The 11,672-nt window shown below is 71.5% G+C and carries 10 protein-coding genes; 5 read left to right on the forward strand and 5 right to left on the reverse strand.

Annotation, left to right across the window (positions count from 1 at the left end; genetic code table 11):
* Nucleotides 1–201: 201 nt before the first annotated feature.
* The 4 genes from ACFYL4_RS27245 to ACFYL4_RS27260 form a co-directional block, all read right to left on the reverse strand.
* Nucleotides 202–1,215 carry a M23 family metallopeptidase gene (locus tag ACFYL4_RS27245; RefSeq protein ID WP_387522223.1) on the reverse strand — a complete coding sequence of 338 codons (1,014 nt, stop codon included), beginning with the start codon at nucleotides 1,213–1,215 and terminating at the stop codon, nucleotides 202–204.
* A 143-nt stretch (nucleotides 1,216–1,358) separates the two neighbouring features.
* Nucleotides 1,359–1,928 (reverse strand): methylated-DNA--[protein]-cysteine S-methyltransferase, encoded by a 570-nt coding sequence (locus ACFYL4_RS27250; protein WP_387522225.1) that lies wholly within the window; start codon nucleotides 1,926–1,928, stop codon nucleotides 1,359–1,361.
* The gene (locus ACFYL4_RS27255) at nucleotides 1,925–3,373 is read right to left on the reverse strand and encodes an AlkA N-terminal domain-containing protein (protein WP_387522227.1); all 1,449 of its coding nucleotides are present in this window, start codon (nucleotides 3,371–3,373) and stop codon (nucleotides 1,925–1,927) included. The genes ACFYL4_RS27250 and ACFYL4_RS27255 overlap by 4 nt, the downstream gene beginning before the upstream one ends.
* A gap of 63 nt (nucleotides 3,374–3,436) precedes the next feature.
* Nucleotides 3,437–3,712 (reverse strand): hypothetical protein, encoded by a 276-nt coding sequence (locus ACFYL4_RS27260; protein WP_357758412.1) that lies wholly within the window; start codon nucleotides 3,710–3,712, stop codon nucleotides 3,437–3,439.
* Nucleotides 3,713–3,844: 132 nt separating this feature from the next.
* Between ACFYL4_RS27260 and ACFYL4_RS27265 the strand changes: the two genes are divergently transcribed.
* The 3 genes from ACFYL4_RS27265 (at nucleotide 3,845) to sucD (ending at nucleotide 6,694) form a co-directional block, all read left to right on the forward strand.
* Nucleotides 3,845–4,255: a cobalamin B12-binding domain-containing protein gene (locus ACFYL4_RS27265; RefSeq protein ID WP_357758414.1), complete on the forward strand. Its 411-nt coding sequence runs from the start codon at nucleotides 3,845–3,847 to the stop codon at nucleotides 4,253–4,255.
* Nucleotides 4,256–4,620: 365 nt separating this feature from the next.
* Nucleotides 4,621–5,802, forward strand: a complete 1,182-nt coding sequence (sucC, locus tag ACFYL4_RS27270) for an ADP-forming succinate--CoA ligase subunit beta (protein ID WP_357758417.1) — start codon at nucleotides 4,621–4,623, stop codon at nucleotides 5,800–5,802.
* 13 nt (nucleotides 5,803–5,815) lie between these two features.
* Nucleotides 5,816–6,694 (forward strand): succinate--CoA ligase subunit alpha, encoded by an 879-nt coding sequence (gene sucD, locus ACFYL4_RS27275; RefSeq protein WP_357758419.1) that lies wholly within the window; start codon nucleotides 5,816–5,818, stop codon nucleotides 6,692–6,694.
* Between the two features lie 106 nt (nucleotides 6,695–6,800).
* Here the strand turns inward: sucD and ACFYL4_RS27280 are convergent, their stop codons facing one another.
* A complete protein-coding gene (locus ACFYL4_RS27280) occupies nucleotides 6,801–7,298 on the reverse strand; it encodes a DUF1707 domain-containing protein (protein WP_357758421.1) in 498 nt (165 codons plus the stop codon).
* A 324-nt stretch (nucleotides 7,299–7,622) separates the two neighbouring features.
* Here ACFYL4_RS27280 and ACFYL4_RS27285 point away from each other — a divergent pair, with 324 nt between their 5' ends.
* Both ACFYL4_RS27285 and ACFYL4_RS27290 read left to right on the forward strand, forming a co-directional pair.
* Nucleotides 7,623–9,107, forward strand: a complete 1,485-nt coding sequence (locus ACFYL4_RS27285) for a DUF6350 family protein (protein WP_387522232.1) — start codon at nucleotides 7,623–7,625, stop codon at nucleotides 9,105–9,107.
* A gap of 184 nt (nucleotides 9,108–9,291) precedes the next feature.
* Nucleotides 9,292–11,376: a hypothetical protein gene (locus ACFYL4_RS27290; protein WP_387522230.1), complete on the forward strand. Its 2,085-nt coding sequence runs from the start codon at nucleotides 9,292–9,294 to the stop codon at nucleotides 11,374–11,376.
* Nucleotides 11,377–11,672: the final 296 nt, after the last annotated feature.

An 11,672-nucleotide genomic window follows, 5' to 3' on the forward strand; every position in this document is an offset into this window, starting at 1 on the left:
TCTACGGCCAACCCGCTCACCACAGGAAAGCGCGTACCCACACGTTTGTACCCCGCTGTGTCCGGGGTGCGTTGCGCCGTGCGGCTTACTACCGCACATGACTGAGGTTCCAACCCCCTGGGGGTGAAGGGGAAAGCGGCCGTGGAACCCTCAGCTCACAGCAGGGTGAAGCGCCCGGCTGTTCGGCCGGGCGCTTCGGTCCTAGAAGCCGTAGTTGTACATGGACCCGCCCGGGTAGACGTTGCCCACGCCGTTCCGGTAGGCGTAGCCGCCGTAGTTGGCGCCTTCCACGAAGGTCCAGCCGCCGAGGGTCCTGCCGTTCAGCGCCACGTACCAGCCGGCGGCGTTGGGGTCGGTGTACCCGCGCAGCGCGAAGTGGATGTGAGCCCCGGTGGTGGAGCCGCCCGCGCAGAGGCTGTTGCCCTGGGTTCCCAGGTAGTGGCCGGTGCCGACGTTGTTACCGGGAAGCCACTGGTAGTCCTCCAGGTGGTAGTAGTCGGTCGAGTACCCGTTGTCGTGGATGACCCGGGTCCAGCCGGTGCACAGGGAGTAGGCGTATCCGCCCCTGGCGGCTCGGGCCTGACCGTTGCCTCCGGCGAAGTCCACGGAGCTGTACGGGGGACCGCCGCTGAACCCGTGCGGGCCGCCGGTCATGATCATGGAGGTGCCGATGGAGAACGGTAGGCCCACGCCGGTGTAGGCCATGGGGGAGAGCTGGTCGGGGTCGGTGGAGGCCGCGACGGTCTCGCGCTGCTCGGTGTCCATCAGCCCCGATCCGGCGAGGAGCTGGGAGAACTCCTCTGTGCCTTCCAGGCCGACGTCCCAGCCGTTGCCGTCCTGTTCGGCGGCGAACAGCCAGGCGTAGGGCTCCTCGCCCTCGACCTCCGGGGCGGTGACGATGGCGACGCCGAAGGCGGAGTCGTGGTCGGCCTCACGGATGTCGACCCGCACGTCCCGGTCCTGGGCGGCGAGGGTGGAGAGTTCCGTGGAGCGTTCGGACAGGACGTCCTCGATGACGGAGTCCGTCAGGGACCGCTCGGACGATCCGAGTGTGTCGGCCACCTCGGCATCGAGGAGGATCTCGACGTTGTCGGCCGTGCTGAGCGGCGCGGTGGTGGTCTGTGCGGTGGCGGGTGCGGCAGTGACGACCAGTGCGACCGAGGCGGTCAGCGCGATGGCACCCAGGGGGAGGTATCGGGGGGTGGGTAGTGTCAACGCTTCTCCAGGGGAGTCGAGCGAACGGGGAGTGACACCACAGGCTCAGAGTGTGGCTACCGCAGAGTAACCAGGCCCCAGGGCACGGACAAGGGGTGTAACCGGAAACTTTCTCCGATGACACCCCTCATTCGGTTGGTTTTCTACCGCCCGGATCGCTCCAGTGCCAGCAGGTGCTTCTTGCGTTCCAGGCCGCCCGCGTACCCCGTCAGGCTCCCGTTGGCGCCGATGACGCGGTGACAGGGCACGATGACGCTGATCGGGTTCCGCCCGTTGGCCATGCCCACGGCGCGGGACGCGGTGGGCCTGCCGATCTCCTCGGCGAGCTGGCCGTAGCTGGACGTTTCCCCGTAGGGGATCGTGGTCAGCGCCTGCCACACCTGGAGCTGCCAGGGCGTACCGGCGGGAGCGAGGGGCAGGTCGAACTGCCGGAGCCGCCCGTCGAAGTACGCGGCCAGCTGTCTCTTGGCCTCCGTGAACGAGGCATCGTCCCGCACCCAGTCGGACGGGACGACCCGTCGGACCCCGTCCTTGGGCGGGGTCAACAGCCCGCCCAGGGCCTCGCCGTCGCCGTACAGGGTCAGTTCGCCCAGGGGCGAGTCCATCGTGGTGTGGCGGGTCGGGCCGGGGAGGGGGGTCCGGAACGTCACCGCTGCCTCGCGTGCCGGGCCGACCGGTTCCAGGTCCATGGGAAGTGCTTCTTGGGTGTTCATCCTGATCCTTCTTCCTCAGGTAGTCCCAGCGACGCCCACAGGAGGTGGGTCGCGTACGAACGCCACGGGCTCCAGGCCTTCGTCGGGGCCGAGCCCTTTCGTTCCAGGGCCTGCCGCACCCCGAGGTCCGTCTCCAGGAAGACGTCCGGGTCGCCCAGCCCGCGCATCCGGACGTAGCCGGCGGTCCACGGGCCGATCCCGGGCAGCTCCAACAGCCGGTGTTCCGCCTCGTCTCGATCGCAGCCCGGGCCCAGGTCGACGCGTCCGGAGGCGATCGCCCCCGCCACGCGGGTGAGGGCCCGGCCCCGGGACACGGGGATGGACATCCCCGCCGGGTCGGCATCGGTCAGGGCCTCCGGGGAGGCGAACGTGTGGGTGAGTCCGGGGAACAGTCCGTCGAGCCCGGCGCCCAACGGCTCCCCGTGGCGGGACACCAGCCGTCCTGCCAGGGTACGCGCGGCCCGGACCGAGACCTGCTGGCCGAGGACCGCGCGGACCGCCAGTTCGGTGGGGTCCACGTGACCCGGCGCGCGGACCCCGGGGCGTCGGCGCAGGACCGGGCCGAGCACCGGGTCGGGCCCCAGCGCCTCCGCGACCGCGTCGGGGTCGGCGTCCAGGTCCAGCAGGCTCCGGCAGCGGCGCACGGCGCTGGTCAGGTCGCTCGGGTCGGTCAGCCACAGTCGGCACAGGACGTGGTCGGAGCCCGCGGAGAGCGCGACCACCCCGGGGCCGTGGGGCAGGCGGAGTGTGCGCCGGTAGGTGTCGTCGGAGTACTCCTCCACCCCCGGGACCGCGCGGTCACCGAGGAAGGAGAGCATCCCGGCGAGGTCGATGGCGCCCCGGTAGGGAAGTCGCAGCACGATGCCGCTGGTGGGCGGTGCCGTCGTCCTGCGGCGGGCCGCCCGCATCTCGGTGGGGGAGCGGTCGAAGACCGCGCGTATGGTCTCGTTGAACTGCCGCACGCTGGAGAAACCGGAAGCGAAGGCGACGTCCGCCATGGGCATGTCCGTGGTCTCCACCAGGACGCGGGCGGTGTGGGTGCGCTCCGCCCGGGCCAGGGCCAGCGGTCCCGCGCCGACCTCCTGGGTGAGCAGTCGGTTGAGCTGGCGGTCGCTGTACCCGAGGGTCTCCGCCAGGGAACCCACCCCGCCCCGGTCCACGGCGCCGTCGTGGATCAGCCGGATCGCCCGGCCCACGACGTCGGCCCGTACGTTCCACTCGGGGGAGCCGGGCACGGTGTCCGGACGGCACCGCTTGCAGGCGCGAAAGCCCGACTCCTGTGCGGCGGCGGCCGTGCGGTAGAAGCGGACGTTCTCCCGGCGAGGGGTGACCGCCGGGCAGCTCGGTCGGCAGTAGATACCGGTCGTGCGCACCGCGGTGTAGAAGACCCCGTCGAAACGGGAGTCCCTGCTCCGTACCGCTCTGTAGCGCTGTTCGTCGTCCATCACATCCACCATGTTCGCCGAGTCCGGCGGCGCACGCTGGCGGTTTTCGGACACCTACGCGGGTCAGTTCTCGCCGTGTTCGGTGAGGTAGTCGACGTAGACGGGGCGCAGCGCCTCGTGCACCCGGGGGTCGTGTTCGGCCGAGAAGGCCTCGTAGAGGAACCCCGAGACCTGGGCGACACTGGCCTCGCTCGCGTCCCGGTTGCCCGCCGCCGCCTCGGCGGCCGGAAGCAGGCGCAGAAGACGCCAGAGGAAGCCCACGTCCCAGCGCTCGCGTGCCAGTTCCAGGGCGCGTTCCCGCAGGTCCTCGGTGCTGGTCTGCTCGAATCGGTCGTCCATGGTCGGAAGATACCCGCCCCCGTGCCCCGCACCCGTGAGTGACCTGGGTTACTCTTCACACGAGCTGTTCATCTCCCCCTCGGGAGGGCCCTCACAAGGGGCGGCTGAGGGGAACGTAGTGAGGGGTACGCCATGGCCGAGGCCGCCGCGCGCGTCGTTGTCGCGAAGCCGGGACTGGACGGGCACGACCGGGGGGTCAAGATCGTCGCCCGGGTCCTGAGGGACGCCGGGGTCGAGGTCATCTACACCGGTCTGCGCCAGACCCCGGAGATGATCGTGGCCGCCGCGCTCCAGGAGGACGCCGACGCCATCGGCCTGTCGGTGCTCTCGGGCGCGCATATGACGATGTTCGGCCGGGTCATGGAGCTGCTGCGGGAGAACGACGCCACCGACATCCGGGTGTTCGGCGGGGGCATCATCCCCGACTCCGACATCGAGGAGCTGGAGGCGATGGGGGTCGCCCGGATCTTCACGCCGGGCGCGCCGACCTCCGAGATCGCGGACTGGGTACGCGAGAACATCCACCCCGTTCACGCCGCCTGAGGCCCCGTGACCTTCGTCGCACTTCGGGCGAAGTCCGATGGGGGCGAATCGGCCCCGGATCGGTGTTATCAGCGGTGTCTCTGGTCACATATGTTCCCATGTGGGGGGCGTCGCAGCGCCGCGTGAGCGGCGTTTGTGCCCAAGGCCATGGGATGTACCGGACCCTGGTGTCCGGTGGCCGGACATCGGGCGACTAAGCTTTGCGCATGTCGCGGGTGGCAACGCCGCGGCGATCCCGATCTCTGTAGGCCTCACCCCCTCCGCGGGGGTTTGCGTCGTGTGACACCCCTTCAGTGGGTCACCGCCGATCCGGACACGCCACCCCGGTACACACTTGAGCCAGCGAGTTACAAGGACGGACCCTCGTGGACCTGTTCGAATACCAGGCGAAGCAACTCTTCGCAGAGTACGGGGTTCCCGTACCCCAGGGGAAGGTGGCGAGCACGGTCGCTGAGGCGCGTGCCATCGCCGATGAGTTCGCCGCCGCGGGCAAGCCCCGCGTCGTCGTGAAGGCCCAGGTCAAGACCGGCGGTCGCGGTAAGGCTGGCGGCGTCAAGGTGGCCGAGGGCCCCGAGGACGCCGAGGCCAAGGCCGAGCAGATCCTCGGCATGGACATCAAGGGCCACACGGTCCACCGTGTCCTGGTCGAGGAGGCGAGTGACATCGCCGAGGAGTACTACTTCTCCTTCCTGCTCGACCGCGCCAACCGCAACTTCCTCTCCATCTGCTCCAAAGAGGGCGGCATGGAGATCGAGGAGGTCGCGGAGACCAACCCCGACGCCGTCGCCAAGATCTCGATCGACGCCCTGAAGGGCGCCCCGGCCGACGTCGCCGCGCAGATCGTCAAGGCGGGCAACCTGCCCGAGGCCGCCGCCGCGGGCGCCACGGAGATCGTCTCCAAGCTGTGGGACGCCTTCGTCGGCAAGGACGCCACCCTCGTGGAGGTGAACCCGCTCATCCTGACCAAGGACGGCCGGGTCGTCGCCCTCGACGGCAAGGTGACCCTGGACGAGAACGCCGAGTTCCGCCAGGACCTGGACAGCCTCACCTTCGCCGAGGAGGGTGACCCGTTGGAGGTCGCCGCCAAGGCCAAGGGCCTCAACTACGTCAAGCTCGAGGGCGAGGTCGGCATCATCGGTAACGGTGCCGGTCTGGTCATGTCGACCCTCGACGTGGTCGCCTACGCGGGTGAGAACCACGGCGGCGTCAAGCCCGCCAACTTCCTCGACATCGGTGGCGGCGCCTCCGCCGAGGTGATGGCGAACGGCCTGGAGATCATCCTGGGCGACCCCGCCGTCAAGAGCGTCTTCGTCAACGTCTTCGGCGGCATCACCGCCTGCGACGCCGTCGCGAACGGCATCGTGCAGGCGCTGGAGCTCCTGGAGCAGCGCGGCGACGACGTCAGCAAGCCGCTGGTCGTGCGCCTGGACGGCAACAACGCCGAACTGGGCCGCCAGATCCTCGACGAGCGCGCCCACCCGGCCGTGCGTCGGGTCGACACGATGGACGGCGCCGCCGCTCAGGCCGCCGAGCTCGCGGCGAAGTAGGGGACAACACACCATGGCTATCTTCCTGAACAAGGACAGCAAGGTGCTCGTCCAGGGCATGACCGGCTCTGAGGGCACCAAGCACACCCGCCGTATGCTCGCGTCCGGCACCAACATCGTTGGTGGCGTGAACCCGCGCAAGGCCGGGCAGAGCGTCGACTTCGACGGCACCGAGGTGCCGGTCTTCGGCTCCGTCGCCGAGGGCATGGCCGCCACCGGCGCCGACGTCACCGTGATCTTCGTTCCGCCGAAGTTCTCCAAGGACGCCGTCGTCGAGGCGATCGACGCCGAGATCGGTCTGGCCGTCGTGATCACCGAGGGCATCCCGGTCCACGACACCGCCGCCTTCTGGGCCTACGCCGGTTCCAAGGGCAACAAGACCCGTATCGTCGGCCCGAACTGCCCCGGCCTCATCACCCCGGGCCAGTCCAACGCCGGCATCATCCCGGCCGACATCGCCAAGCCGGGCCGTATCGGCCTGGTCTCGAAGTCGGGCACGCTCACCTACCAGATGATGTACGAGCTGCGCGACATCGGCTTCTCGTCCGCCGTCGGCATCGGTGGCGACCCGATCATCGGCACCACGCACATCGACGCCCTGGCGGCCTTCGAGGCCGACCCGGACACCGACGTCATCGTGATGATCGGTGAGATCGGTGGCGACGCCGAGGAGCGCGCGGCCGACTTCATCAAGGAGAACGTGACCAAGCCGGTCGTCGGCTACGTCGCGGGCTTCACCGCCCCGGAGGGCAAGACCATGGGCCACGCCGGCGCCATCGTCTCCGGTTCCTCCGGCACGGCCGCCGCCAAGAAGGAGGCCCTCGAGGCCGTTGGCGTCAAGGTCGGCAAGACCCCGAGCGAGACGGCTCAGCTGGTGCGCGACCTCTTCTAGGAGGCGTGCCCCGCAGGGCGCTCGTTCCGTACGGCTCCGCCCCGCCGCCGGTGATCTGGTCGGTGGGGCGGAGCCGTTTCGCGTCCGGGGCGGGCCGGGGGGGCGGTCAACCGCCCTCGATCTCCCCGCGCCGGTTCCGCCGTCTGCGTTGGGCGAGGAGCTGTCCGGCCAGCGGGCCGAGCACCATGAGGCAGAAGAACCCGAGGAAGACCGTGATGGCGTAGACGTTGCCACTCATGAACGACGGGGTGCCCCACACCAGCAGGAGGAAGCCGCCCCAGCCGAGGAGCCCGCCGACGTTCACGCCCTTGTCCTTCTCGTCGTCCTCGGACACCTCCGCGTTCTTCCCGGCGGCGACGGTCGGAGAGGAGTCGGCACCTGGTTCGGGAACGGCGACGGTCCCCGGAGCCAGTCGCGGGGGGAGGTCGTCGAAGAGCGGGACGAGTTCGGCGGAGTTCACGGCCCGGAGCGCGGCCTCGGAGCGCTGTTCGTGCTCGTCGGTGTCGAGCCGCCCCTCCTCGAAGGCCACGCGCAGTTTCGCCAGCGCCTCGTCGCGTTCGTCGTCGGAGAGCCGGTAGCTGCGGTCGTGTTCGGGCTCTGCCATGGGGTGTCCTTCATGCGGGGGCGGGGGTCTCATCTTACGACGTATCGCGTTTGCGGGGCGTTCCCGCGTGGTGACGCGCACACGACACGCGCGGCCCGGATACCCCGGAGCATTCCGGTCCCTGGCAGCATAAGTCGGGTGAGTACGCCAGGATCTCCCCCCGACCGAGGCCGACAGTCGAAGCGGTCCACGAGCACCTCCGACGGGGCCTCCGGGGGTGTGCCCGCGGTCGCTTCGGAGGTGGGCCGTCCGATCTACTCCACGGGGGGTGTGGCGGCGGCGTCGGCCGCCGGTATCGGCCTGGCGGTCATCGTGACCCTGACCATGGCCGGGTGGGTGGCGGCGCCGCACGACACGTTCGGCGAGGACATCGTCGACCTGTTGCGCGGGGCCGTGCTGGCCTGGCTGGTCGGCCACCACGTCTCCTTCTCCATCGCGGAGGGGCAGATCAGCTTGTTGCCGCTGGGCCTGGTCCTGCTGCCGGGGTTGCTGCTGTACCGGTTCGGCCGCTGGTTGGCGCGCTGTTGCGTGATCGAGCGGCTGCGGCACGTGCACCGGGCCGCGCTGGCCGTGGCGGGTCCCTATGCGGCGATCGCGGGCACGCTCGCGTTGCTGGCCCGGACCGAGGAGGCGGTGCCGAGTATGCCGCGTGCGCTCCTCATGGGGTTCGTGATCGCGTTCGTCGCGGGCGGCCTGGGGGTGCTGCGCCAGCTCATGCGGGACAAGGGCGTGGCGGCGGGGGATCTGCTCGACCTGATGCCCGCGCGGTCGCGTTCGCTGCTGGTGGGGATGGTCGCGTCCACGGCGACCCTGCTGGCCGGGGGGCTGGTGTTGTTCCTGGCGGCGCTGGCGGTGAACCTGCCGGAGGCGGTGGAGATGACCGGCGCGCTCGGTCCCGGGTTGGTCGGCGGTTCGCTCCTGTTGATCGTGCAGTTGGCGTACCTGCCCAACGCGGTGGTGTTCGCGGTCTGTTACGCGTTGGGCCCGGGGTTCGCGGTGGGGACGTCGACGGTGGTGGCCCCGACGGAGGTGTCGTTGGGCGCGGTTCCGGCCCTGCCCATGCTGGCCGCGCTGCCAGCTAACGGTGCGGCTCCGGTGCTCTCGTTGGCGGCCCTGGCGGTGCCGTTCGTGGCGGGGGCGATCGGCGGGGTGCTGACCCAGCGCAGCGCTCCCGACGTGGTGAGCGAGGCGGCCCCGCTGTGGGGGTTCGTGTGCGGTGTGACGACGGGGATGCTGTTCGCGGCCCTGGCCGGGCTCGCGGGCGGGTCGCTGGGGGCGGCGCGCCTCAGCGAGGTGGGCCCCTCCGCGTGGCAGGTGGGCGTGGTGGCCGCCCTGGAGGTGGGGGTGGCGGCGGCCGTGGCGGCCTGGGTCGCCAACGCCTGGTACGCGCGCAAGCAGACCCGCAGGGTCGAGGCGGAGCGGGCGGAGGCGGCGGCCGAGCCGCGCCCCGAGACCGCGGCGCCGGTGGTGGAGCTGCCCGCCGACGTTCCGGTGGGTGAGGGGTTGGCCACGGTCACGGCCCTGCGGCCCCGCGAGGAGGAACGCGAGGCGGAGACGGAACCGGAACCGACCATCGCCGAGCGCCGTGAGGTGCTGCGCCGGGTGCGCGGTGCCCGCAAGCGGGACCGCGCCGTCGAGAGGGTGGCGCGCAGGGAGGCCCGGCGGGAGTTGCGGGCGCAGCGCAGGGCGGACCGCCGTGCCGAGGGCGGCTGGTGGCGCCGGAGGCGCGCGGACGAGGAGTCGGAGGAGGAGATGTACGGCATCACCTACGAGGCCGCTCCCGAGGACGTCGAGCCCACGCAGCGGTGAACCCGTCGGCCCGAGCGGGGATCGTAGTGTGACCGGGCCGGGCCCTCCGGCCCCCGGTGCCCTTCCGGGGTACGCCGCAGCACACGATCAGGACACCCTTGTGACCGCCACTGACGCACAGCCGCCCGAGTCCCCCGCTTCCCCGCGACCTCCGGTCCCTCCCGCCCCCGCGGGCGTTCCCGAGGTGGACTGGGCGGATCTGGACTGCCCCGACGCCGAGGACGTACCCGAACTGCTCGCGGCCCTGGCGGAGGGGGAGGACGACGTGGTGGAGGAGGCGGCGGAGGACCTCGAGGACCTGCTCTTCGAGGGCGACTACCGCCGACCCGCGGTCGCGGTGCATCTGCTCCCACGGTTGACCGCCCTGTACCCGCTCCTGCGGGGGGCGCGCCGTGCACTCGTGATCAGGATGTTCCGAGTGGTCGCCGTGCGCGGCGATCTGGACGCGTGGCCCGAGCTCCGGGCCGGGTTGGCCGAGGTCGAACCGCTCCTGCTCGCCGATCTCGACGGCCAGGGCTTCGGCGTGCGGCGTGAGGTGGTGCGGTTCCTGCCGCTCCTGACCGGCGGTGACGCCGACCGTCGGGCCGCCGTGCTGCTCGACCTCATCGACTGCGGCGGGGTACTGGGGGCCGAGGCGCTCACAGCCCTGGCCCGGGTGGACCCGGGGCGTCTCACGGACGACCTCCTCGGCCCGGAGCACACGGACGAGGTGCGGTTCGCGGCCGCCCGCGCGCTCGCGAGGTCCGGTCGGCCCTGGACCTCCGAGGCCACCCGGGTGATCGTGTGGTGCTGGTCGCGGCGGGCGTGGGAGACGGCGTCGGCTCCGGTCCCGGATACGGGGGGCTTCGGCCGCGACTCCCGTCCGGAGCTCGAACGCGCGGTGGCCGACCCGACGTGCGTCGACGAGCTACTGGCACGGCTCCGGGTCGAAGGCTGGGCCGCCCTGCACGCCGCGAGAACCATGTGCGAGTGGGTCCGGTCGGCGCGGCAGACCCTGGTGCCGGTCTTCACCGCGGCGCTCGCAGACCCGCAGTTGCGCGGTGACGCGCTCAGCGCCCTCTGCGAGATGCCCCGGGTCGCGACGTCCGCGCGGGAGCCGGCGGCCGCACTGGCGACTCCGGCCGTACTGGATTCCGAACTCCCGGGCGACCGGGTGGATGGCGGGGAGGCGGTGCGGCTCCTGGTCCGGCTGGGAGACCCGCGTGGGAGGGAGGCCCTGCTGGGCCAGCTGCGCCGACGGCAGTGCTCCCTCTACCCGCCCGTGTACAAGCTGCATTCCGAGGAGGTACCCCCGGACCCGGAACTCGTCGAAGCGCTGAACGACGCACTTCCCGAGTACTACGCGCGGGTGGCCGCCACGGAATCCAACTCCACGATCGAGGAGATGCCGGTCGAGCTCCTGGCGGGCTGGGGGCCCGAAGCGACGGAGCGGGCGCTGGAGGCGCTCGTCGGCGCGCTGGAACACTCCAGCGCACCCATGGACGCCGTCGTCGCCCTGGGGCCCAGAGCCATGGCCGCACTCCCCGTGCTGTACCGCCGGGCGTCCGACCTCGGGCTGGAGCCCCGGGACCGCCTGCGCGCGGCGGTGGCGGTGGTGGCCGTCGGCGCGGATGAGGGGCCGCTGGACGGGCTCCTGGCCCGGGCCAAGCCGTGGGACCGGTCGTTCGGCGTGGACTACGCCCGACGCCGTGGTGTTGTGGCAAGGGCGGTCGTCGCGGACCAGCGTGAGCAGGCCGAACAGTTCGTGGCGCGGAACTGGCACGTGTCCTCTCAGGCCGTCGACGCCGCGGAGTACCTGTTCCGGGCGGTGGGAGAGACGGCGACGCCGTTGACCGTCTGCGCCTGGGCGCTGCGCCGATTCGGGTGGACTGACCGCGCCGTGTGCTCGCTGGTCCGCCGACTGGGTCGTGAGGTCGCCCGGTCGGCCGAGGTCATGGAGCTGTTCGCGGAGCCCGCCCCGGAGCTGTGGGCCGAGCGGGAGCGCGCCCTCGCGCTGGTCCGGGTCACAGGGGAGAGTGGCCCGCTGCACGCGGTCGCCGCGCACATGATGTGCGGGGGCGCGTCCCTGGGGGACTGGGATCGGGGGCTGGGCGGCCTGCCGGAGGTGATCGCGGCGCTCGGGAAGGAGGCGGACCCGCTCCGCCCCCGGCTGCGTGAGCTGTGCGTGTTGGAGGCCCCGCTGGTCAGTCCCCGCCTGGAGGGGCGTGTCCGTGCCGACGAGCTCCTCCGCGCGGCCCTGGGCGCTGTGCTGGAGGACGGCGGGGCGTGAACACGCGGGAGCGGTGCGGGGGCGCGGCCAGGGCCGCGCCCAGCCCAACCCGGGGCGGCCCCCGCTGTGCGAGCTGCGGAACTTGCGTAGCAGAGCACAGGAGGGGCACCGTCGCTCATCGTCCTACGAGAGATGGCCCGGCGGCCGCTCGCAGGGCTGGCGGCTTCGCCGTCAGAAGGCGAAAGCATCCACAGAACACGCCCTAGGCACTGTTTTTTGGACGGGTCAGGTCACGGAGCCAGATCCGGATCGAGGCCACCTGCACGGTCCCGTCGAAGATCGCGGCCCGCTTGTCA

It is taken from the genome of Nocardiopsis sp. NPDC006938, assembly GCF_042869555.1.
Classification (GTDB): domain Bacteria; phylum Actinomycetota; class Actinomycetes; order Streptosporangiales; family Streptosporangiaceae; genus Nocardiopsis.

Bases quoted from the DNA above. Each gene is read 5' to 3' on its own strand.
- ACFYL4_RS27250 (WP_387522225.1), bottom strand. From the start codon at position 1,928: ATGAACACCCAAGAAGCACTTCCCATGGACCTGGAACCGGTCGGCCCG.
- ACFYL4_RS27255 (WP_387522227.1), bottom strand. From the start codon at position 3,373: ATGGACGACGAACAGCGCTACAGAGCGGTACGGAGCAGGGACTCCCGT.
- ACFYL4_RS27260 (WP_357758412.1), bottom strand. From the start codon at position 3,712: ATGGACGACCGATTCGAGCAGACCAGCACCGAGGACCTGCGGGAACGC.
- ACFYL4_RS27265 (WP_357758414.1), top strand. From the start codon at position 3,845: ATGGCCGAGGCCGCCGCGCGCGTCGTTGTCGCGAAGCCGGGACTGGAC.
- sucD (WP_357758419.1), top strand. From the start codon at position 5,816: ATGGCTATCTTCCTGAACAAGGACAGCAAGGTGCTCGTCCAGGGCATG.
- ACFYL4_RS27280 (WP_357758421.1), bottom strand. From the start codon at position 7,298: ATGGCAGAGCCCGAACACGACCGCAGCTACCGGCTCTCCGACGACGAA.
- ACFYL4_RS27285 (WP_387522232.1), top strand. From the start codon at position 7,623: ATGGCCGGGTGGGTGGCGGCGCCGCACGACACGTTCGGCGAGGACATC.